General features: G+C 72.0%; 22 protein-coding genes and 5 tRNA genes. 10 read left to right on the forward strand and 17 right to left on the reverse strand.

Going from position 1 to position 18,724, the window contains the following annotated elements:
* Positions 1 to 162 precede the first annotated feature (162 nt).
* Entirely contained in the window at positions 163 to 1,554 is a 1,392-nt protein-coding gene (locus tag ACK1X7_RS38870; protein WP_385154523.1) for a serine/threonine-protein kinase, read from the reverse strand.
* Positions 1,555 to 1,860: 306 nt separating this feature from the next.
* On the opposite strand from ACK1X7_RS38870, the gene ACK1X7_RS38875 reads away from it, so the two are divergent.
* Together ACK1X7_RS38875 and ACK1X7_RS38880 are read left to right on the forward strand one after the other, a co-directional pair.
* A complete protein-coding gene (locus ACK1X7_RS38875) occupies positions 1,861 to 2,097 on the forward strand; it encodes a hypothetical protein (RefSeq protein WP_078639914.1) in 237 nt (78 codons plus the stop codon).
* 286 nt (positions 2,098 to 2,383) lie between these two features.
* Positions 2,384 to 2,602 carry a hypothetical protein gene (locus tag ACK1X7_RS38880; protein WP_385154526.1) on the forward strand — a complete coding sequence of 73 codons (219 nt, stop codon included), beginning with the start codon at positions 2,384 to 2,386 and terminating at the stop codon, positions 2,600 to 2,602.
* Positions 2,603 to 2,816: 214 nt separating this feature from the next.
* Here ACK1X7_RS38880 and ACK1X7_RS38885 read toward each other — a convergent pair whose 3' ends face one another.
* From ACK1X7_RS38885 to ACK1X7_RS38910, 6 genes are all read right to left on the reverse strand, one after another.
* Positions 2,817 to 3,656 (reverse strand): protein-L-isoaspartate O-methyltransferase family protein, encoded by an 840-nt coding sequence (locus tag ACK1X7_RS38885; RefSeq protein WP_413116377.1) that lies wholly within the window; start codon positions 3,654 to 3,656, stop codon positions 2,817 to 2,819.
* Positions 3,657 to 3,956: 300 nt separating this feature from the next.
* Complete coding sequence (locus tag ACK1X7_RS38890) at positions 3,957 to 4,844, reverse strand: radical SAM protein (RefSeq protein WP_413116378.1); 888 nt, start codon at positions 4,842 to 4,844, stop codon at positions 3,957 to 3,959.
* A 226-nt stretch (positions 4,845 to 5,070) separates the two neighbouring features.
* Positions 5,071 to 5,247: a hypothetical protein gene (locus ACK1X7_RS38895; RefSeq protein WP_385154534.1), complete on the reverse strand. Its 177-nt coding sequence runs from the start codon at positions 5,245 to 5,247 to the stop codon at positions 5,071 to 5,073.
* On the reverse strand, positions 5,244 to 5,528 hold the full coding sequence (locus tag ACK1X7_RS38900) for a hypothetical protein (RefSeq protein WP_385154537.1): 285 nt from the start codon (positions 5,526 to 5,528) through the stop codon (positions 5,244 to 5,246). The genes ACK1X7_RS38895 and ACK1X7_RS38900 overlap by 4 nt, the downstream gene beginning before the upstream one ends.
* Positions 5,529 to 5,957: 429 nt before the next feature.
* Positions 5,958 to 7,148 (reverse strand): helix-turn-helix domain-containing protein, encoded by a 1,191-nt coding sequence (locus ACK1X7_RS38905; RefSeq protein ID WP_413116379.1) that lies wholly within the window; start codon positions 7,146 to 7,148, stop codon positions 5,958 to 5,960.
* A gap of 291 nt (positions 7,149 to 7,439) precedes the next feature.
* A complete protein-coding gene (locus ACK1X7_RS38910; RefSeq protein WP_413116380.1) occupies positions 7,440 to 8,672 on the reverse strand; it encodes an MFS transporter in 1,233 nt (410 codons plus the stop codon).
* Between the two features lie 113 nt (positions 8,673 to 8,785).
* Between ACK1X7_RS38910 and ACK1X7_RS38915 the strand changes: the two genes are divergently transcribed.
* Positions 8,786 to 9,250 carry a winged helix-turn-helix transcriptional regulator gene (locus ACK1X7_RS38915; RefSeq protein ID WP_385154546.1) on the forward strand — a complete coding sequence of 155 codons (465 nt, stop codon included), beginning with the start codon at positions 8,786 to 8,788 and terminating at the stop codon, positions 9,248 to 9,250.
* Positions 9,251 to 9,298: 48 nt separating this feature from the next.
* Here ACK1X7_RS38915 and ACK1X7_RS38920 read toward each other — a convergent pair whose 3' ends face one another.
* Positions 9,299 to 9,886, reverse strand: coding sequence for a TetR family transcriptional regulator (locus ACK1X7_RS38920; protein WP_385154549.1), 588 nt, complete (start codon positions 9,884 to 9,886; stop codon positions 9,299 to 9,301).
* 114 nt (positions 9,887 to 10,000) lie between these two features.
* Entirely contained in the window at positions 10,001 to 10,900 is a 900-nt protein-coding gene (locus ACK1X7_RS38925; protein ID WP_413116381.1) for a cyclase family protein, read from the reverse strand.
* Between the two features lie 178 nt (positions 10,901 to 11,078).
* Between ACK1X7_RS38925 and ACK1X7_RS38930 the strand changes: the two genes are divergently transcribed.
* Together ACK1X7_RS38930 and ACK1X7_RS38935 are read left to right on the forward strand one after the other, a co-directional pair.
* Positions 11,079 to 12,113, forward strand: coding sequence for a phosphotransferase family protein (locus ACK1X7_RS38930; protein WP_413116382.1), 1,035 nt, complete (start codon positions 11,079 to 11,081; stop codon positions 12,111 to 12,113).
* Between the two features lie 65 nt (positions 12,114 to 12,178).
* Positions 12,179 to 12,475 (forward strand): zf-TFIIB domain-containing protein, encoded by a 297-nt coding sequence (locus ACK1X7_RS38935; RefSeq protein ID WP_361509529.1) that lies wholly within the window; start codon positions 12,179 to 12,181, stop codon positions 12,473 to 12,475.
* A gap of 63 nt (positions 12,476 to 12,538) precedes the next feature.
* On the opposite strand, the gene ACK1X7_RS38940 is transcribed toward ACK1X7_RS38935, so the two are convergent.
* From ACK1X7_RS38940 to ACK1X7_RS38960, 5 genes are all read right to left on the reverse strand, one after another.
* A tRNA-Val gene (locus ACK1X7_RS38940) sits at positions 12,539 to 12,610 on the reverse strand.
* A gap of 11 nt (positions 12,611 to 12,621) precedes the next feature.
* A tRNA-Val gene (locus ACK1X7_RS38945) sits at positions 12,622 to 12,693 on the reverse strand.
* Positions 12,694 to 12,737: 44 nt separating this feature from the next.
* A tRNA-Val gene (locus ACK1X7_RS38950) sits at positions 12,738 to 12,809 on the reverse strand.
* Position 12,810: 1 nt separating this feature from the next.
* Positions 12,811 to 12,881: transfer RNA gene (locus ACK1X7_RS38955), tRNA-Cys, on the reverse strand.
* A gap of 28 nt (positions 12,882 to 12,909) precedes the next feature.
* Positions 12,910 to 12,982 (reverse strand) — tRNA-Gly (locus ACK1X7_RS38960).
* 160 nt (positions 12,983 to 13,142) lie between these two features.
* Between ACK1X7_RS38960 and ACK1X7_RS38965 the strand changes: the two genes are divergently transcribed.
* The 3 genes from ACK1X7_RS38965 (at position 13,143) to ACK1X7_RS38975 (ending at position 15,937) form a co-directional block, all read left to right on the forward strand.
* Positions 13,143 to 14,198 (forward strand): chorismate-binding protein, encoded by a 1,056-nt coding sequence (locus tag ACK1X7_RS38965; RefSeq protein WP_390795342.1) that lies wholly within the window; start codon positions 13,143 to 13,145, stop codon positions 14,196 to 14,198.
* Entirely contained in the window at positions 14,195 to 15,022 is an 828-nt protein-coding gene (locus ACK1X7_RS38970) for an aminotransferase class IV (protein WP_382961833.1), read from the forward strand. Before ACK1X7_RS38965 ends, ACK1X7_RS38970 begins: the two co-directional genes overlap by 4 nt.
* Positions 15,023 to 15,091: 69 nt before the next feature.
* Complete coding sequence (locus tag ACK1X7_RS38975; RefSeq protein ID WP_385156418.1) at positions 15,092 to 15,937, forward strand: GNAT family N-acetyltransferase; 846 nt, start codon at positions 15,092 to 15,094, stop codon at positions 15,935 to 15,937.
* 54 nt (positions 15,938 to 15,991) lie between these two features.
* Here the strand turns inward: ACK1X7_RS38975 and ACK1X7_RS38980 are convergent, their stop codons facing one another.
* A complete protein-coding gene (locus tag ACK1X7_RS38980) occupies positions 15,992 to 16,507 on the reverse strand; it encodes a DsbA family protein (protein ID WP_216346389.1) in 516 nt (171 codons plus the stop codon).
* Between the two features lie 132 nt (positions 16,508 to 16,639).
* On the opposite strand from ACK1X7_RS38980, the gene ACK1X7_RS38985 reads away from it, so the two are divergent.
* Both ACK1X7_RS38985 and ACK1X7_RS38990 read left to right on the forward strand, forming a co-directional pair.
* Positions 16,640 to 17,098: a hypothetical protein gene (locus ACK1X7_RS38985; RefSeq protein WP_361513378.1), complete on the forward strand. Its 459-nt coding sequence runs from the start codon at positions 16,640 to 16,642 to the stop codon at positions 17,096 to 17,098.
* 68 nt (positions 17,099 to 17,166) lie between these two features.
* Positions 17,167 to 17,340, forward strand: a complete 174-nt coding sequence (locus ACK1X7_RS38990) for a hypothetical protein (RefSeq protein ID WP_216346387.1) — start codon at positions 17,167 to 17,169, stop codon at positions 17,338 to 17,340.
* Between the two features lie 74 nt (positions 17,341 to 17,414).
* Here ACK1X7_RS38990 and ACK1X7_RS38995 read toward each other — a convergent pair whose 3' ends face one another.
* On the reverse strand, positions 17,415 to 17,984 hold the full coding sequence (locus tag ACK1X7_RS38995) for a CGNR zinc finger domain-containing protein (RefSeq protein ID WP_382961840.1): 570 nt from the start codon (positions 17,982 to 17,984) through the stop codon (positions 17,415 to 17,417).
* A 312-nt stretch (positions 17,985 to 18,296) separates the two neighbouring features.
* Positions 18,297 to 18,710: an SsgA family sporulation/cell division regulator gene (locus ACK1X7_RS39000; protein WP_003959770.1), complete on the reverse strand. Its 414-nt coding sequence runs from the start codon at positions 18,708 to 18,710 to the stop codon at positions 18,297 to 18,299.
* Between the last annotated feature and the right edge of the window lie 14 nt (positions 18,711 to 18,724).

The raw sequence follows: 18,724 nt of genomic DNA on the forward strand, positions 1-18,724 counted from the left end.
CAGCCCCTCCGGCGCTTGAGGAGCGGGGTCTGGGGCAGAGCCTCGCCTTTCAGCCCCTCCGGCGTTTGAGGAGCGGGGTCTGGGGCGGAGCCCCCACGCGGCGGAGCCGCAAATCGACGCTGCGTGGGAAGGGGCGGGGAGGGGAGCAGCCCGCCGCAGGCGTCACGATCCGTCGGACGCGCCCTGGCGCCCGTCCGGCTCGACTGCCGTCGAGTCGGCCGCCACCGAGTCTGGTGCCACCGACGAGACTGCCCCCGACCCCGTCGGCCTGGGCGGCGCGCCCAGGCCGTTGGCCGGACCCTGACAGCCCTGCGCCGCCGCGATCCCCAGCGCCACCAGCAGCGTCACCACGACGAACACGGTCAGCCGCTGCCGCAGCAACCGGCGGTTCGGCCCGCTGGGGCGGCGCCCGCCCGGCGAGGTGCGAACGGTGTTGACCGGGCGCCCCGAGCGGTCCGTACGCGCGGGCGGCCGCGGACCCCGGCGCTGCGCCTGCGCCGGACGCGCGGGGGTGTTCCGCCCCGTGGGGCGGCCCGAGGCCCCGCCCGTACTGGCTCCCGGCCGCGAGGACGGGGACCCGTTCCGCGGCGCCGGCGTACTGCCCGGACGCCGCTCCGTGTGCTGGTCGGCGTATGCCTCGGGGCGCCGCGCCGGGGCCCGGCCCGGCCCGCCGCCGTAGCCCCCGGTGCCGTGCCCATGCCCGGTGCCGTGGCCGGTGCCGTGCCCGTGCCCATGCGCCTCGCGCGCCGCGATCTCCTTCAGCCGCAGCGACAGTTGCAGAGTGCTCGGCCGGTCCTCCGGATCCTTCGCCAGACAGGCGTGGAGCAGCGGCGCCAGGGCGTCGGGGACGCCCAGCAACTGCGGCTCCTCGTGCACCACCCGGTACAGCATCACCTCGGAACTGCCGTGCCCGAACGGTGAGTCCGCCGTCGAGGCGTACGCGAGCGTCGCGCCCAGCGCGAAGACGTCGGTCGCCGGGGTCACCGCCGCGCCCCGCACCTGCTCGGGCGCGAGGAAGCCGGGCGAGCCGACCGCCGTGCCGACGTGGGTGAGGGTGCTGGCCCCGGTCGCCCAGGCGATGCCGAAGTCGATGATGCGCGGGCCCTTGGGGGAGAGCAGGATGTTCGAGGGCTTGAGGTCACGGTGGACGACCCCCGCCTCATGCACCGCCAACAGCCCCTCCGCCAGCGCCGACCCGATCGACGCGACCTGGGCGGCGGGCAGCGGGCCCTCCTCGTTCACCTTGTCGTGCAGGGAGGGGCCCGGTACGTACTGAGTGGCGAACCAGGGGCGGTCGGCCTCCAGATCGGCGGCCACCAGCCGGGCCGTACAGCCGCCGCGGATCCGCCGCGCGGCGGAGACCTCCCGGGCGAACCGCGACCGGAACTCCCGGTCCTCGGCGAGATCCGGCCGGATCACCTTCAGGGCCACCCGCTGCCCGCGCCGGTCGGAGCCGAGGTAGACCACCCCCATGCCGCCCGCGCCGAGCCGCCGGTGCAGCCGGAAGGAACCGACGACACGCGGGTCCTCGCGCCGGAGCCGCATCATCGCCATGTCCGTCCCCTACCTCCGGTGGGGAGCCCCTCCCTTAACCCCTGGTGGGGAGCCCCATCCGCTGCCGTCTGCTTGCCGTTTGCCGCTGATCTGCCGTCAGTCCGCCGCTGTTGTCCGTCGCTGTCCGTCTGACGTGCACAGCTTACGGATTGACGGCCCCGCGCGCTGAGAGGCCGCGCATGCGTCGGCCGATGGATTGTCAGTGGTGCCTGGGATCCTGGAGAAGTGGGCCGGAATCGTGGCAATCCACGCTCGGCTCCGTGCTGCGTGATCTCAAAAGGCCGTCTCAGAAGGGGGATTGAGACCGTGAAGGGTGATCGTGTGGAGATAGTCGTGGACGCGGGGGACACGACGCGGACATATGAAGTGGTGGCCAGCAGGGCGGGCCGGAGGGTCGAGACAGCGGTCCGGCGGGGGGTGGTGGAAGTGAGCGAAGTCACCCGTAATGGGTCCGTGGTGCGGACGGCCCGCTTCATGGCCAACCGCGTCCTGGCACTGGTGGAGCAGCCGGTGCCGCGGGGCGAGGAGGGAGACGGTGAGTAGAGCACGCACGCGCTCGGAGGGGCACACTCCATGGGCTCCGGAAGGGCTCCGGAAGGATCGATTCCCCGGACCCCTCCGGGAAGACCCCAAGGCGTGAGGGCGCATCTCCACCCAGGGGAGTAGTCGACGCCTCCCGGGGTCATCCTCCGGGAGGCCCGGCAATCGGTACGAAGGCATGACGCCGAGGACCGGGGTGCGCGCCTAATGTTGTGGTCAAGCGGCGGGCGCAGCACTCGTCCCCCGAGGTCAGACGCTCGCCGCCCCCAGATGTGACGGAGGAGGGACGATGGCGGACACGGCTGGACGCACAGTCATCCACACACGTCGTCGCAGGTCCGTGAGCGCGGCGGCCGACGCCTTCGGCGGCCCGCAGACCGGCACCCGCCACCCTCTGGTCGCGGCGGCGATGGTGCTGCCGATGGCCATCCTCCTGACCATCACCTTCGGCGGCTGGGAAGCCGTCGTCACACAAGCGTCGTCCGTGGCGGGAATGCTGGGGCGCTGAGCGCCCCAGGCCCGGGAGAGCGGCCCGGGCCGGGGACTTCCGGCCATTAACCCCGTGGGGACGGGGGTGCGGCGGACGGCACGAATGCCCGGACAGCTGGGGAGCTGTCCGGGCATCGCGCCGTCCAGGCGCGTTCGGAACCGACGCGGCCCGCCGCAAAGGGGGCCCTCAGCCGGAGACGGTGCGCCCGGGCCGCCGTTCCCGCTGTGATAAGTCAGCTCAGCTCAGCTCGGCAGACCACCTTCCGCGGCCGAGGAACGTACGACCGTCGGGTGTGATGTCCACCCGGGCCCCTCGTACCGGCAGCTCGCCGTTGCTGAGCCAGTGGTCGCGGACCTTGTCGAGGGCGTCCCACAGCCGACGGGGGCCGCCCTGGTGCACGGCGCCGCTCGTCACCGGCCGCTGTCGCACGTGCCCACGACCCATCGGCGTGCGCCATCAGCGCGACGCGCCGCTCGCCGTCCTCCCGGTACTCGTGCTCGATACCGGGCACGGTGATGTCCAGCATGGAAGCGAGGTCCCACGCGTTCGCCACGTCGAGGACGGGATACGGACCGCGAGTCACTTCATCGCCGTCCAGCTCCGCGGCCTTGGCGAGGCGAACGGCCGCACCGGGCGGGTAGTCGTCGCCGTGGCGAGCGTGCATGAACCCTGCCCGCTCCCACTCGACGCGCCCGGTCGCGCCCCCGTCCTCGTCCTTCTCGGCCGTGACGAGGAGGGAAGTACCGGCGATCGTGGTCACCAGCCGACCGCCGGGGCGGAGCGCCCGGAGCCAGCTTTCGGGGATCGTGCGTACGGACACGGTGGCGACGATCCGGTCAAAGCGCGCGGGCTCGTACGGCAAGTCCCTGGTCGCGTCGATCGTGTCGAGCGTGGGAGCGACCCCAGCCTCGCTCATCCGCTTACGGGCGGCCTCGGTCAGGTAGCCGTCGACGTCGACACTCGTCACCTGCTCGTCGCTCAGCCGACGGGCAGCGAGGGCGGCCCCGTACCCGCTTCCCGTGCCCACATCGAGCAGCCGGTCGCCATCGCCGATATGGGCATGCTGGAACATGCCCACGACCAGGCTCGGCAGGGTGGCCGAGGACGTCGGCCGACCGTACGGCCGGTCGGCCGCCGTGGCGTAGTCGGCGTGTAAGGGGCCGACACGGGTGACGAGTGAGGTGTCGCGGTATGCCGCTTCAAGCCAGCGGTCCGGATCGGTGGGACCGTCACGCAGCTCCCAGCCGTCGGCACCGCGCTTCCACCATCGGGGGGATGAACAGGTGCCGTGGCGTGGCGGCGACGGCCGGCGCCCATCGGGAGTGCCGGTGTGTTGAGACGTCGGCCAGAGCGGCGGCGCACGTGGTCCAGTTCACGCGTGGACTCCAAGAGAGGGCGGCGGGGCGGGCGCGAAGTGCTTCGGGTTGCAGGCGGGCGTACGGGCGGGATCGCAGTCGTTCGAATCGTCCGGGGTACACGCGTCGGCGCGCGGCTCGGGCACGGCCGCAATCATCTCGGCCCATCGGTCGCTGTGCAGGATCTCGGCGAGGCGCTGTTCGCGGACGTTGCCGGCGACCATGAAGCGGCTGAGGATGCAGCCGGACACGGCTCCGTCGGGGGAGACGGATACGCGGTGCCGGAAGCAGTGTCCGCACAGCTCGGCGGCGGTCGGCGTGCCCGCGTCCGGCGCGGCCGCGCGGCCGATCTTGCGCATGCGGTCGACCCGCATTTCCTTGATGCCGAGCCGGTGCAGCTCCGCTTTGGCCTGCTCGACGCGCTGCGCCTCGATCACTTCGACGATGCCGGCGCGCATGGGGATACCGCGGCGGACCGCTTCGGCGATGTTCGCCCTGGTGCGGTCGAGGCTTCCGCGCGTGCGGGTGATCTGCTCGTGCTGGGCCCGGTCGTCGCTGTAGTAGGACGTGGCGAGGCAGACGCCCTTACGGCTGAACGAGTCCCAGAGGGACGGCCGTACGTGGGTGAGATTCGAATGCACCTCGACACCGAGGCCGACATCGAGGGCTTCCTCGATGAACTGCGGGAGGTGCGGTGAGAGGGTCGGCTCACCGCCGATGAACTGCACCATGGGGATGCCCAGCTCGGCCACGTCCGCGATGACGCGTGACCAGTCGTCGCGGGTCATGTGCCCGGCGGGTGCCTGCGGGCTGCTGTTGGTGCAGCAGTGGGTACACCGGAGTTGGCAGGTGCCGGTGATCTCCAGCTCAATCGACTGGATACCGGAAATGACAGATGTGCTCATGTATGTGCCTCCATGATGAGGCGGGCGCGACCCTGGCCCTGCGGTCGCCTGGGGTGGTGCACCGCGGGGCGGACTCCCTGCCCTGCGGTCGGCGGCGGTGCCTGGCTGCGCCGACCACAGGGTGCCGGGGAGGGTGGCGCGGGGATCGCGCTGAGCAGCAGACCTGGGCATGCGGTGCGGAAGACGGACAGCGCTGGCCACTTGGCAGAGGGATGCTGACGGCGACTCATGCGCCATCTCCTGATCGGACCTGCCGTGCAGCCTCCTCGTGGGCGCGCAGCAGCCGCTCGCCCTCCGGGCAGACGGCGCCGGGTGTCCGGCAGGCCAGGCAGCCTGCGGCGTGCTCGATGGCCGCGCGCCATGGCTCACCGGCGAAGGGGGCGGCGGTCTCGGCGGCCGTCATCGGGTCCTGCCCCGGTCGAGGGCGCGGCGCCTGGCGGCGGCTTCCGCGACCACGTCACGCCGGTAGGTCCGGGCGTGCCGGGGGCAGGCGTAGACGGTGCGCCCGGCGCCGCTGCCGCCGTGCTGAACATCGACGATGACTGGCTCGTCGGTAGGGAGTTCACAGCGATAGCAGGTCTGGCGGCCTTGTGGGACGGGTCCGAGCTCGGCGCGGTCGGCCTCGGCCAGCGCCCTCCACAATTTCGGGGCGTCCGTCAGATAGTGGGAACGGTCGAGCGGCACGCGCCAGTGGGTGCTAGGGCCCTTCGTCCGGGAGACGGGGGGGGCACACCAAGGTAGTTGCTCTCGTTGGCCCATTGGGTGAGGACCCGGACTTGCCGCAGGTGCCAGCTTTTGGCGGAGCCCACCTTCACGAGCCAGTACAAGGGGAAGTGCTTGTCCTGGATGACGGCGCCGGTCTCGTCGCCGAGTATCTTTAGGACGCGTTCTCCGACAGTGGGGGCCGCGCGAACGGCGTCCCACCATCTACCTGCGGGTAATGCCTCGACGTCCCCGGCGGGTGGCGGCAGCCAGGGCAGGGCTGGCTGTGGGTCTGCGATCACGACACGGCCCCTCGTGGCCGATTTGTATCCGTGTCGTCACGCTAAGTGTGGTGACTCGCGTCACTCAATGGCACTTCCCTCGGGCTGCCGAGGGAAGTGCCAACGAGCGTTACAGCGGCAGGCTGACCGCGTCTGCGAGCGTTCGCATCTCCGGCGTCAACGTCCGCCGCTTCTCGACCACATCGCCGAGAATGTCGCGTGCGTACCGCTGGCTGGCCAGCCACTCCGGCGCCTCGGCGTGCACGCTGGTCAGCATGTCCACAGCCTCCGGGTACTGCCGCATCATGGTGTGGGCCTTCGCGACGTCGAGCCGGTGCCGGTGGTACTCGGTGCTCACCGCCTGCCCGCCGGGCTTCCCGGCCGCAGCTCGTCCGGACCGCTTCGGCTTCACCGCGCGCAGTACCTTGTCCGGCTCATCCAGCACGATGTGCCGCTCGCATGCCTTGTACCGCACAGTGGTTGGGCCCCATGTAGTGAGGCGCTCACTACCTCGGGGTAGCTCGCGCCCCAGTAGCACGGAGACCGACTGGGCGAGGCGCATCGTGTCGGCCGCCTCCCCTCGCCGGTTGTCACGCAGAGCTGCGGCGCTCGCCTGCATGAGCAGCCAGCCGAAAGCGGCGAGTTCCTCCGGTGTCGCCCTGGACATCTTCGGCTCGACGTCGTCCGCCCACTTCGTGGCCAGCTCCCGGGACGCGGCCAACCTGCCCTGCCGGACGAGAAGCCAGCTCCAGGTAGCGATGATCCCCGACGCCCGCAGCCGGTCCGGCGCGTCATCGAGGGCGCGGCGCAGTGCGGTCTCCGCTGCGCCGAATTGGCGGACCTGGGTCAGCACCGATCCGGCGATCTGTAGCAGGTGGGAGCGTACGTCCCGGGCCTCGGCCGAGTCGCCGAGCGCGTCAGCATCCGCCAGGAGCGGGGTCAGGAGTCCGGTCAACTCAGCGAGTCGGTTGTCAAAGTAGGCGGAACGCACCTCGGGGAGCATCGCGCGCACGCCCTCGACCGTGGGGGCCTGGCTCATGCGGACCGTCGCGACTTGGACTGCCTGCCCCAGCGGACGCCAGGGCTTGCCCTCGGTCGCGGACTCCTCGTCGTCCCGCTCCAGGAGGTAGCTGGTGGGGACGCGCAGCGCGGAGGCGAGTTTGTGGGCAGTCTCCATCCGGGTGTCGGTGATCTCGCCCTGCTCCAGCTTCCGGATCAGCGAGAGCGATACGTCTGATACGTCGGCCAGCCCCCGCTGCGTCAACCCGCGCCGCTTGCGGACCTTGCGGAGGCTGGAGCCGATGTCAGTCTCTTCGGGCATACTGAACTCCGTTCTGAACGCCACACTCAGACGGTACCCCTGGTCGGCTCCGGGGTGCGCTCGGTCGGCCCTCGCTCTCGTGAGGCAGGCGTTTTCCTGCCCTGGTGCGTTGTGTTGCCACCTGGTGGCGAGCTGCCATGCGGACAGCATGAGGCCGTACAGGGTGACCAGCGAGGCTACGGACGGCAGGGCACAACGAGGGTTCAGTTCGATCACAGGGCCGTGAGAAGCAGTGTTTGGAGCTTGTGCGCGACAGCGCACGTGGCGCTTGGCCGCGGTGGGTTCAGGACGTCACGCCACCGGCCCCAGGCGCCGGGTCGTCGCCCAAAGCAGCAGGGCTGCGCCGCTGAATGCCGCTCCCAGGGCGGACACCGCCGGCCATCCGGCCGCCGCGTACGCCGTGGAGGAGCCGATGGCGCCGAGGGCGCTGCCGGCCGAGTAGAAGACCATGTAGCCGCCGATGATTCTGCTTCCCGCGTCCGGTTGGGCGGCGTAGATGAGGGACTGGCTGGTGACGTGCACGGCCTGGACGGCGAAGTCCAGGAGGACCGCTCCGATGGCCAGGGCCCAGAGCGACTGCCGGGTGAAGACCAGGGGGAGCCACGACGCGGTGAGCAGGACGAGTGCGATACCGGTGGTGCGCTGGGCGAAACCGCGGTCGTTCCATCGGCCGGCGGCTCCCGCGGCCGCGGCTCCGGCCACTCCGGCGAGCCCGAACGCGCCGATCGCGGTGTGCGTCAGTGACCAGGGGGGACTGCTGAGCGGCTGGACGACGCTGCTCCACAGCGTGCTGAAGGACGCGAAGACCAGCAGCGCCAGCATGCCGCGGACCCGGAGCAGAGGGTGGCGGGCGAACAGGATGACGGTCGATGCCAGGAGACGGCGGTACGGCATGGTGGCCGTCGGCGGCAGGCCGGTCGGCAGGGCGAGGCGCAGGAGGATGGCGAGCGTCGCGGTCACCACGGCCGCGAGGAGGTAGACGGCGCGCCATCCGGCCAGGTCGGCCACGACGCCTGCCACGGTGCGGGCCAGCAGAATGCCGGTGATCACCCCGCTGGTGACCGCTCCGACGACTCGCCCCCGAAAGGCGGGAGCGGTGAGGTGGGCCGCTGCGGCGACCATGGTCTGGGCGACGACGGCGAGCGCACCGACCGCCGCGAGGGCGGTGAGCAGTGCGGCGGTCCCGGGTGCCAGACCCGCGATCAGCAGCGCGGCGGCGAGCAGGCCGAGCTGGAGTGTGATCAGCCTGCGCCTGTCGACGAGGTCGCCGAGCGGGACGAGCAGAAACAGACCTGCGGCGTATCCGAGTTGGGTGATCGCGACGATGGCGCCGAGCAGGCCGGGGCCGAGCGCGAACTGCTCGCCGAGCGTGACCAGCAGGGGCTGGGCGAAGTAGACGTTGGCCACCGCGCTGCCGCAGGCGATGGCGAAGAGCAGGATCAGGCGCGCGGATGGCGGCCCGGACGGAGCGAGTGCGGTGTTCACGGCCGTCCGGCCGTCGGCCGTCGAGCAGTCGCTCGGCATATGGCGCCCCCTCATCGATGGTTGCAAGTTGCCACCATCCGGACCTTAGGCCAGGAGGTAGCATGTTGCAACCAGGCGAGTTGCAGCCAGATGTATTGCGAGGAGGAAACGCGATGGTCGCCCGTACGCGATTCGACGCCGAACCGTGTCCCGTTGCCCGGTCGATCGACGCCATCGGCGACTGGTGGTCCCTGCTGATCGTGCGCGACGCGTTCGACGGCAGTCGCCGCTTCGGCGAGTTTCAGCGAAGCCTGGGCATCGCCAAGAACATCCTCAGCAGCCGGCTGCGCACGCTGGAGCGGACCGGAGTGATGGAAGCCGTGCCCGCCTCCGACGGCAGCCGCTACCAGGAATACGTGCTCACGGAAAAGGGCCGCGCGCTCTTCCCGGTCGTCGTGGCGCTGCGCCAGTGGGGCGAGACGCACTGCTTCGGTCCGGGGGAGGAGCATTCTCGGCTCCTCGACCGCCGGAACGGGCACCCGCTGAACCCGCTGGAGATCCGCTCCAGCGACGGGCGTTCCGTCGGCCCGGACGAGACCATCGTCGAGAAGCTCGGCGGTGCGGACGGCACGGACTGACTCGTCCTACGGCCACCCACCGCACGGCCCGTCCTTGCACGCGCGGCGTCAGCGCGGGCGCAGGCCGTTGATGAGCAGCGTGCAGATGGACTCCAAGGCGGCCTCGGCGCCCGGGGACCGCCACTCGGGGGCGTGCGCCGGGTGGTGGTAGGCCATGGTGGCGTCGAGGACGGTCCGGGCCGTCGCGGTGGGGTCGGGGGAAGTGAAGTCGCCGCTGGTGACGCCGTCGGCGATGATGGCGCGCAGTTGCTCGATCAGGCCGGTCATATGGTCGGCGGCCGCGCTGCTGTGCTCGGCCGCCAGGACCCGGTAGGTGGCGAAGAGCTCCGGGTCCTCGGACAACAGCTTCCGCTTGGCGGCGAACAGCGTGGTGAACCAGGTGCGCAGCCGCTCGGGCGGAGCCTGCCGGGCGTCGGCCGCGACCGCCGCGAGGGGCTCGCGCGCCCGGCCCAGCCAGCGCCGGGTGACGGCTTCGCGCAGCGCCGCCTTGGACGGGAAGTGGCGGTAGACGCTGGCGTGGCTGACTCCCAGCGCCCGCGCCACGTCCAGCACCGTGGCCTTCGCCGGTCCATGGCGGCGCAGCACGTCTTCGGTGGCCGTCAGGATGGTCTCGGCGTCGAGGGGGCCCGTACGCATCAGCGCTCGCCGTTCCGTACGCACCGCACCGCGCGGCTCCCGGCCCCGGCGGCGGGCACCGGCTGCTCCCTCACTGCCAGTTCCTCCCCGTGCCTCGTCAGAAGTAGTGGCTGGTCAGAAGAGTGCGAGCGGGTTGACGGGCACCCCGGTCAGCCCGTGGATACGCGGCGGCGCCACGGTGAGCAGGAAAGCATAGCGGCCCAGCTCCGCGCAGACGGCGGCGAGCTCGTCCACCTCGGCGGCGTCGATCAGGGGCAGGCCCATCATCGGCAGGGCGACCCGGTGCAGCGGCAAGGGGCAGGCGGGGTCCAGGTCCGGGTGCGCGTCGCCGATGTCGCCCGCGTAGAGCGACACGCCGCGCCGGTGCATCCAGCGCACCGCGTCCAGGCTCATCCCCGGCATCGGCCGCTCGGGGTCGGGTGTCATGGGCCATCCGCAGCGCACCACCAGGGCGTCCCCGGACTCCAGTCGTACGCCCTGGCGTTCCTCGGCCGCCTCGAGGTCCCGCGCGGTGACCGCGTGGCCACTGGGCAACGGGCCGTCGGCCGCCAGGTCGAGCAGGATCCCCCGGGTGGCGAGCCCGGCGGCGAACGCCGTCGTGGAGCCGTGCCGGGCACCGGCCGGTGTCACGGCCTCGTCCACGGGTCGCCCCGGATAGACCTGCCCGTCGCGGACCGCGTGCCCCAGCGCGTCGAGGTGCGTCGAGCGCGGGTGGTGATTGGTCACCAGCATCACGTCCGCCATCGCGGGCGCCGGAGAACCGACGTACACCATCATCTGCTGAACGGGCGAGGCGTCTTGGGTGGACGGCGCGAAGGGGCCGCTGATGAGTGGCGTCGGCCGGATCGGAATCGCGAGTGACACCGTCCGCCCGGTGCGGGCCTCCGCGGCGCCCCTGGCGCGGGCCTCCGCGGTGATGAGGTTGAGCGTGCCGAGCTGGTCGTCCTCACCCCACCGGCCCCAATTGCTCGGCAGTTCCTCTGAGTTGCTCGTTCCCGTCTGCGATGCGTCCATGGCGCCGGACCGTACCGGGTTGAGGTTACAGAATCCAAACTCTGTAACCTTGGAGCGTGACGCCCCATACGCCCACGGCCCGCACTCGGGTGAGCGCCCGACATCAGGAGGGGCGGAGCACCGGCACCCCGCCCGGCAGGGGCTACGATCCCGGGGCAGCCGATGACATGGGGGAGCCGTGAGCCAAACCGCGGCACAGCTCGTCGCCGCCCTTCGCCGGGGCCGGGGGGACGCCGCCGCCGAGGTGACCGTCCTGGCCGACCGGCCCGACGCCACCGTCGTGCGGTGCGGCCATGTCGTCGCCAAGGCGCACCCGCCCGGCACGGATCCGGCCGAGCTGGCCGTCCGGCTCGGGGTCGCGGCCCACCCCCGGTGCGCGGAGATACTGCTGCCGCCGGTCGACGACGGCATGGCCGCGCTGCCCGACGGCCGCCGGGTCACCCTCTGGCCGTACGGCGAACCCGTGGCTCCCGACGCACCGGAGGCCGCCCCGTGGGTCGAGGCGGGGAAGCTGCTGGCCCGGCTGCACGCCGTGCCGGTCGCCGAACTGCCCGGCCCCCTCCCGGCGATGCGCGGCCCGGTCAAGGCGGCCCGCGCCATCGCCCGGCTGCGGGCGGCGGAGCTCCCCGACGGCACGGCCATCCGGGCCGTGCTGCGCGCCTGGGCCGGACTGCCGGGCTGGGCACGGGGAGTGGACCGCACGGACCGCACCGACCGCACCGACCGCGCGGACCTGCACCACACGGACCGCGCGGACCTGGACCGCACGAACCGCGGGGACCGTGGGGATCACGGGGGCCGCCGGGATCGCGCCGACCGCCAAGACGCCAACAGCCTCTGCCATGGCGATCTCCACCTCGGTCAGCTCATCCGCCACCGCGCCACCGACTGGCGGCTCATCGACATCGACGACCTCGGCCTCGGCGACCCGGCCTGGGACCTCGCGCGGCCCGCCGCCTGGTACGCCGCCGGGCTGCTCGCCCCCGAGGACTGGGACCGGTTTCTGGGGGCGTACCGGGCGGCGGGCGGTTCCGCCGCGGGGCAGGGCGACCCCTGGCCGCGGCTGGACGTGCCCGCCCGCGCCCTCACCGTGCAGACCGCCGCGCTCGCGCTCGCCAAAGCGGCGGCCGCCGGACGGGCGTTGGACGAGGCAGAGGAGGCGATGGTGGAGGCGGCTGTCCGCATCGCCAGGTACATGGAGGCCGTAGGGTGAAGGCCACGCGGCCGGACGGATGTTCCGGCACGTTGTTGTCCGAAGCATGAGGAGTTGAGCGGACCATGCAGTGTCCCAAGTGCCATGCGCCGATGCACACGTATAACCGCAATGGCGTCCAGATAGAGCAGTGCAGTGGCTGCCGGGGGATCTTCCTGGACTACGGGGAGCTGGAGGCGCTGACCAGCCTTGAGGCGCAGTGGACCCAGCAGATGCCGCCCGCCGCGCCCGGCCCGCAGGGGTACCCGGCCGCGCCCGCGCCCGCGTGGGGCGCGCCGCAGCACGGCGGCCACCACGGTGGTCACGGTGGTCACCACGGCCACCACAAGCGGGGCTTCGGGCACATGCTCTTCTCGTCCTGAGGACTGAGAGCTGAGAAACGTCAGAGGGCCGGAGCTCTCGCTCCGGCCCTCCGCCGATCTGTGTGGACGATACTGGGATTGAACCAGTGACCTCTTCCGTGTCAGGGAAGCGCTCTCCCGCTGAGCTAATCGTCCGCAGGACTGCGTGCGCGATACTGGGATTGAACCAGTGACCTCTTCCGTGTCAGGGAAGCGCTCTCCCGCTGAGCTAATCGCGCAGGTGGATCCGCGAGGATCCCAAGTGGATCCGCAAAGATCCGAGTGGACGATACTGGGATTGAACCAGTGACCTCTTCCGTGTCAGGGAAGCGCTCTCCCGCTGAGCTAATCGTCCGAGGTGGAGACGGGATTTGAACCCGTGTAGACGGCTTTGCAGGCCGTTGCCTCGCCTCTCGGCCACTCCACCAACCGTGGAGGTCGAAACCCCCACTCCGAGCGGACGACGAGATTCGAACTCGCGACCCTCACCTTGGCAAGGTGATGCTCTACCAACTGAGCCACGTCCGCAGGTGTCGTTTGTCCGGGGCGCTTCCGCGTCCCGGCGACGTGTTGAACTCTAGCGGATTCCACGGCCAGCTCAAATTCCGTTTCCGCAGCGTGCTGCCCTGCTCGGGCGCCTCGCGCCCTCCCGAGGCCGCCCTGACCTGGGCACCATAGACTCGCAACCGTGCACGATCTGCCCCCGCTCGCCCGCTTCGGCGGCCTGCTCGCCACCGATCTACGCGATGTGACCAGTGATCCATCGGCCCTGGACACCCAGGGTTTCTGGGCCGTTGTCGCGGACTTCGAGGGCCGTCTGGTCTGTGCCCGCTTCGGGGACGTAAGGACCGAGCCCGTGCCGCCCCCCGCGCCCGGTGGCTGGCGCGGCCCCGCGGCCGAGGAGTGGACCTCGTCGCTGGACCGGGCCGCCTACACCGCCGGGGTGCGCGACATCCGGCGGCGCATCGCGGCCGGCGAGGTCTACCAGGCCAATCTCTGCCGGGTGCTGACCGCGCCGCTGCCCGATCCGGCCGGGGCCGATGTGGACGCGCTGACCGCGCTGCTGGCCCTGGGAAACCCCGCTCCGTACGCGGGCACCGTAAGGCTGCCGTCCCACGGGGTGGAGGTCGCGACGGCCTCGCCCGAGCTGTTTCTGCGGCGCTCTGGGCGCACCGTGGAGTCCGGCCCCATCAAGGGCACCGGCCGCGGCCCCGAAGACCTGCTGGAGAAGGACCACGCCGAGAACGTGATGATCGTGGACCTGGTCCGCAACGACCTGGGCCGGGTCTGCGCCACCGGCTCGGTGACCGTCCCGGCCCTGTGCGCGGTCGAACCGCATCCGGGCCTGGTCCACCTCGTCTCCACGGTGCGCGGCGAACTCGCCCCCGGCACCGGCTGGCCGGAAGTGCTCGCGGCCACCTTCCCGCCCGGATCGGTCACCGGTGCGCCCAAGTCCAGCGCGCTGCGCGTCATCGAGGAGCTGGAGACCGCGCCCCGCGGCCCGTACTGCGGCGGCATCGGCTGGGTCGACGCCGACCGCGGCACCGGTGAGCTGGCGGTCGGGATACGGACCTTCTGGATCGACCGCGGCCCGGCCGGGGCCGTGCTGCGGTTCGGCACCGGGGCGGGCATCACCTGGGGCTCCGACCCGGAGCGCGAATGGGACGAAACGGAACTCAAGGCCGCCCGGCTGCTCGCGGTAGCGTCGGGCGTACAGCAGCCGACGGGAAGGGCGACGCGATGAAACCGGCCATCTGGCTCGATGGATCCCTCTGCGACGCGGACAGCGCCAGGGTGTCCGTCTTCGACCATGGGCTCACGGTCGGCGACGGTGTCTTCGAGACCGTCAAGGCCACCGAGGGACGGCCGTTCGCCCTCACCCGCCATCTGCGGCGGCTGGCCCGCTCCGCCGCGGGCCTGGGGCTTCCCGAGCCGGACCTGGACGAGGTGCGGCGGGGCTGCGAGGAGGTGCTGGGGGCCCACCCCGTGCCGTTCGGACGGCTCAGGATCACCTACACCGGCGGGCTCTCGCCGCTCGGCTCCGACCGCGGCACGGCCGGACCCACACTGGTGGTCGCGCTGGCCGAGGCGTCCCGCCGGCCCGACGCCACGGCCGTGATCACCGTTCCCTGGGCACGCAACGAGCGCGGGGCGCTCACCGGCCTGAAGACCACCTCGTACGGCGAGAACGTGGTCGCGCTGGCCCGCGCCCGCGAGCAGGACGCCACCGAGGCCCTCTTCGGCAACACGGTCGGCGCGCTCTGCGAGGGCACCGGCACCAATGTCTTCGTGGTCCTCGACGGCGAGCTGCACACCCCGCCGCTCGCCTCCGGCTGCCTCGCCGGGATCACCCGCGCCCTGGTGCTGGAGTGGGTGGGCGCCAAGGAGACCGATCTGCCGATGGAGGCGCTGCGCCGGGCCGAGGAGGTCTTCCTGACCTCCACCACCCGCGACGTGCAGGGCGTGCACCGGGTGGACACCCGCACCCTGCCCGGCGCCCCCGGCCCGGTCACCGCCGAGGCCCTGCGGATCTTCACCGAGCGGGCCGCCGCGGACATCGACCCCTGACCGGCCGGTAGCGGCGGATCCGGGCGGAAACCGGGTGACGTCGGCCCGGCGGACCGGTAGAACACCCTCGTGACCACCACTCTGCGGCCCATCGCGACCGAACAGCACACCGACGGCGGCGGGCGTGCCCGCTCGTACGAGATATGCGTCAACAGCCGCCCCGTCGGCTCCCTCCAGCTCACCACCGACGCCCGCCTGGGCCCGGCGGCCGGGCGCATCGAGCGGCTCCATATCGACGAGGGCGAGCGGCACCGGGGCCGCGGCACGGTCGCCGCGCTCGCCGCCGAGGAGGTGCTGCGCGGCTGGGGCTGCACCCAGCTCGTGGTGAGCGTCCCCGCACCGGCCACGACCGCCCTCGGGCTCGCGGCCGCGCTCGGCTACCTCGAGCGCGGCCGCAACATGGTCAAGCGGCTCACGGAGCCGCCCGAGCTGCCCGGGGACAGCGCGATACGCCCCATGACGGAGGCCGAATACCCGGCGTGGCGCGTCCACCAGCGAGCCGGATACATCGCCGACCTGCTGGAGCGCGGAGTCACCCGGCAGCAGGCCGAGACCAAGGCGGACAGCGACTACGCGACGCTGCTGCCGCAGGGCCCGGACACCCCCGGGGTCCTGCTGCGCGTCCTCGCCCACGGCGGTACGGACGTGGGCACCCTCTGGGTCGCGCTGCGCGAGGGGGAGCCCGACGCCGCCGAGAGCGGGGAGGCGTACGTCTACGCCGTCGAGATCGCCGAGGAGCACCGGGGCCGCGGACACGGCCGCACCCTGATGCTGGGCGCGGAGCGCGCGAGCCTGGCACACGGGGCGCGCAGCCTGGGCCTGTATGTCTTCGGCGGCAACACCCCGGCGCTGCGGCTGTACGAGTCGCTGGGCTACGAGCCGACCGAGTACCAGCTCTACAAGCCGCTGCTCTGAGGGCCGGCCTCTTACGGTCTGCTCCAACGGCCTTACGGGGCTCTGCCGGGGGCCTTACGGCCGCTCGGCGATGAGGCGGGCGGCGATCTCCTCGACGCGCTCCCGCAGCCCCTCCTGGCTCTTGCCGCCGTCGAGCCGCTCGCCGCCGATCACATACGTGGGGGTGCCGGTGACCCCGATCGCCTTGCCCTCGGCCTGGTCCGCGTCCACGATCAGGATGTGCCGGCCGTCGACCAGCGCGGTGTCCATCTCCTCGGCGTCCAGCCCCAGTTCCCGGGCCACCTCCACCAGCAGCGGCTCACCGCGGGTGCCCAGCTCCTCGGTGCGCTCCAGGACGGCCTCGACATACGGCCAGCCGCGCCCCTGCGCGATGGCCTCCTCGGCCGCCTGGGCCGCCGCGTGGGCGTGCCGGTGGCGCTCCAGCGGGAAGTGGCGCAGCCGGATGTCCAGGGCGTCCTGGAAGCGGTCGCGCAGCGCGCGCAGATCGCCCAGGGCGGTACGGCAGTCGGGGCACTCCAGCTCGCACCAGACGTCGAGCACGGGGCGAGGGGAGGGGTCGGTGTGGCTCATGGGGCCAGTCTTCCAGCCCCTGGTCCCCGCTCCGTACCCGGAGATGTCCCTGATCCCGGGCCTGGGCCATGGCCCCCGCCGCCTTACGGGGTGCAGGATGGACATAACGGAGTGCAAGTCGCGGGAGGAACGATGCTGACCGACACCATTTGTGCCGCGCTGTCCGCGGCCGGTCTGGGCATCGCCGGGCTGACCGCCTACCGCAAGCGGTTCCTGGCCGCGACCCGGATCGCCGCCTACGCCCTGGTCCCGCTGGGCCTGGCCATGACCGGCATCCTGGACTGGCTGACCGACCTGGTCTTCAAGCCGAGCATCTGGCTGGGCTTCGGCCTGCTGGGCCTCTCCTGGGCGCTGTTCATGATCACGCGGGCGGTCGAGCGTCGCTCCGGCGGCACCCGTAAGGAGCGCAGGGCGGCGGCCGCGGCCGAGCGCGCCGGGGTGTCCGCGAGGGCCTCGGAGCCCGCGCTGGGGTCCGGCCGAGGAGCCGCCGGGACGAAGGCGGCGGAGCGGCCGAAAGCCAAGGGCGGAACGAGCTCTGGCACAGATGACTTCTCCGACATCGAGGCCATACTCAAAAAGCACGGGATCTGACAAGCGACCGATCAAAAAACGATCACCGGTCGCAGGCGGGGTGAGGGCTGGGTCATGATCTCCGCGAGATGCTGCAATCACCGCCCGGGGAGCAATCCCCCATCGAAGGACCCCCTGTTCCGCCGAGCGACGAGACCCGTGGCTGTCTCTTCGCCCTCTCTCAGCCGCCGCTGATGCTGTTCCTGGCGTTCATCGGCACCCTGCTCTTCGTGACCGCCCTTCACGACCTCCACCGGTGGTGAGGCGGCACCCCGCCTGTTCCCCCACCGCCCGTTGGCTCCTTTCCGCCCGGCCGCCGACCGCCGGGCGCGGGCGGTCAGCTCGCGGCCTCGCGGCGCCGGGCCCGGTACGCGGCGACATGCAGCCGGTTCCCGCACGTACGGCTGTCGCAGTAGCGCCGGGAGCGGTTGCGGGACAGGTCCACGAAGGCGTGGCGGCAGTCCGGGGCCTCACAGCGGCGCAGCCGCTCCCGCTCGCCCGCCACCACGATGAACGCCAGCGCCATGCCGCAGTCGGCGGCCAGGTGGTCGGCGAGCGAGGCCCCGGGCGCGAAGTAGTGCACATGCCAGTCGAAGCCGTCGTGGTCGGTGAGCCGGGGCGTGGTGCCGGCCGCGGCGATCATCGCGTTGAGCAGCTCGGCGGAGCGGCGGGTGGCGGCCTCGTTCCCAGCCGCCGAGAAGACCTCGGCGAACCGGTCCCGTACGGCCCGGACGGCGGTCAGGTCCCGCTCCCCGAGCGTGCCGATGTCGCTGATGTCGTTGCGCTCGACGAACCGGCGCAGGGCGGCGACATCGGCGAGGTCGTCCCGGTCCGCACCCTCGGGCGCGGTGTTCACCAGATCGACGACCGCGTCGAGCGCGCACCGGGTGTCGTGGTTGATCAGCACGATTGGCTCCCTGGCCGGCTGGGTCGGCGGCTGCCCCTGGGCGGCCCTCGATCTGCCCGACTCTAGTCCTGCCGGGCCCCGGGCGGTCACCGGACGGCCCGGGCGGGCACGCGACGGTGCCGCGCGGGCACGCGACGGTGCCGCCGCCGCGGGGGATGCCGCGGCGACGGCACCGTCGCCTGCCTCTGCCGTTGTCGGGTTGCCATGGTCGGGATGGTCGGTACTGAAAGGTTGCGCATGTCGCGTGGATCGCGCCCAGGCTTGCGCCGTCTCCCCGAGTCGGACGGCCGAGCGCTCAGCTCTTGCCGGGTCTCAGCTCTCCGCCAGGATGTGGGAGAGCTCTGTGTCGAGGTCGAAATGACGGTGTTCGGTACCGGGTGGCACCGCGGCGTCGGTTCGCTTCAGGAACGACTCCAGGGCCCGCGCCGGGGCTTCGAGCAGTGCCTCCCCCTCCGGGGAGCTCAGGGCGATGCAGACGACTCCCTGGCCGTGGCTGCGGGACGGCCACACACGGACGTCGCCGGTGCCGGTGGGCCGGTGCAGGCCCTCGGCGAGAAGATCGCGGGCAAACACCCATTCGACCGTCTCTTCGGCTCCGGTGTGGAAGGTGGCGTGCACGGCGTAAGGGTCGGCCGTGTCATACCGCAGGCCCGCGGGTACAGGCAGTGAGGATTCGCTCGACACAACGAGGCGCAGGTGCAGCTCGCAGCTGACCGTGGTGTTCATAAGCGCCAGGGCCT

This window comes from Streptomyces sp. CY-1, assembly GCF_047218265.1.
Lineage (GTDB): Bacteria > Actinomycetota > Actinomycetes > Streptomycetales > Streptomycetaceae > Streptomyces > Streptomyces niphimycinicus.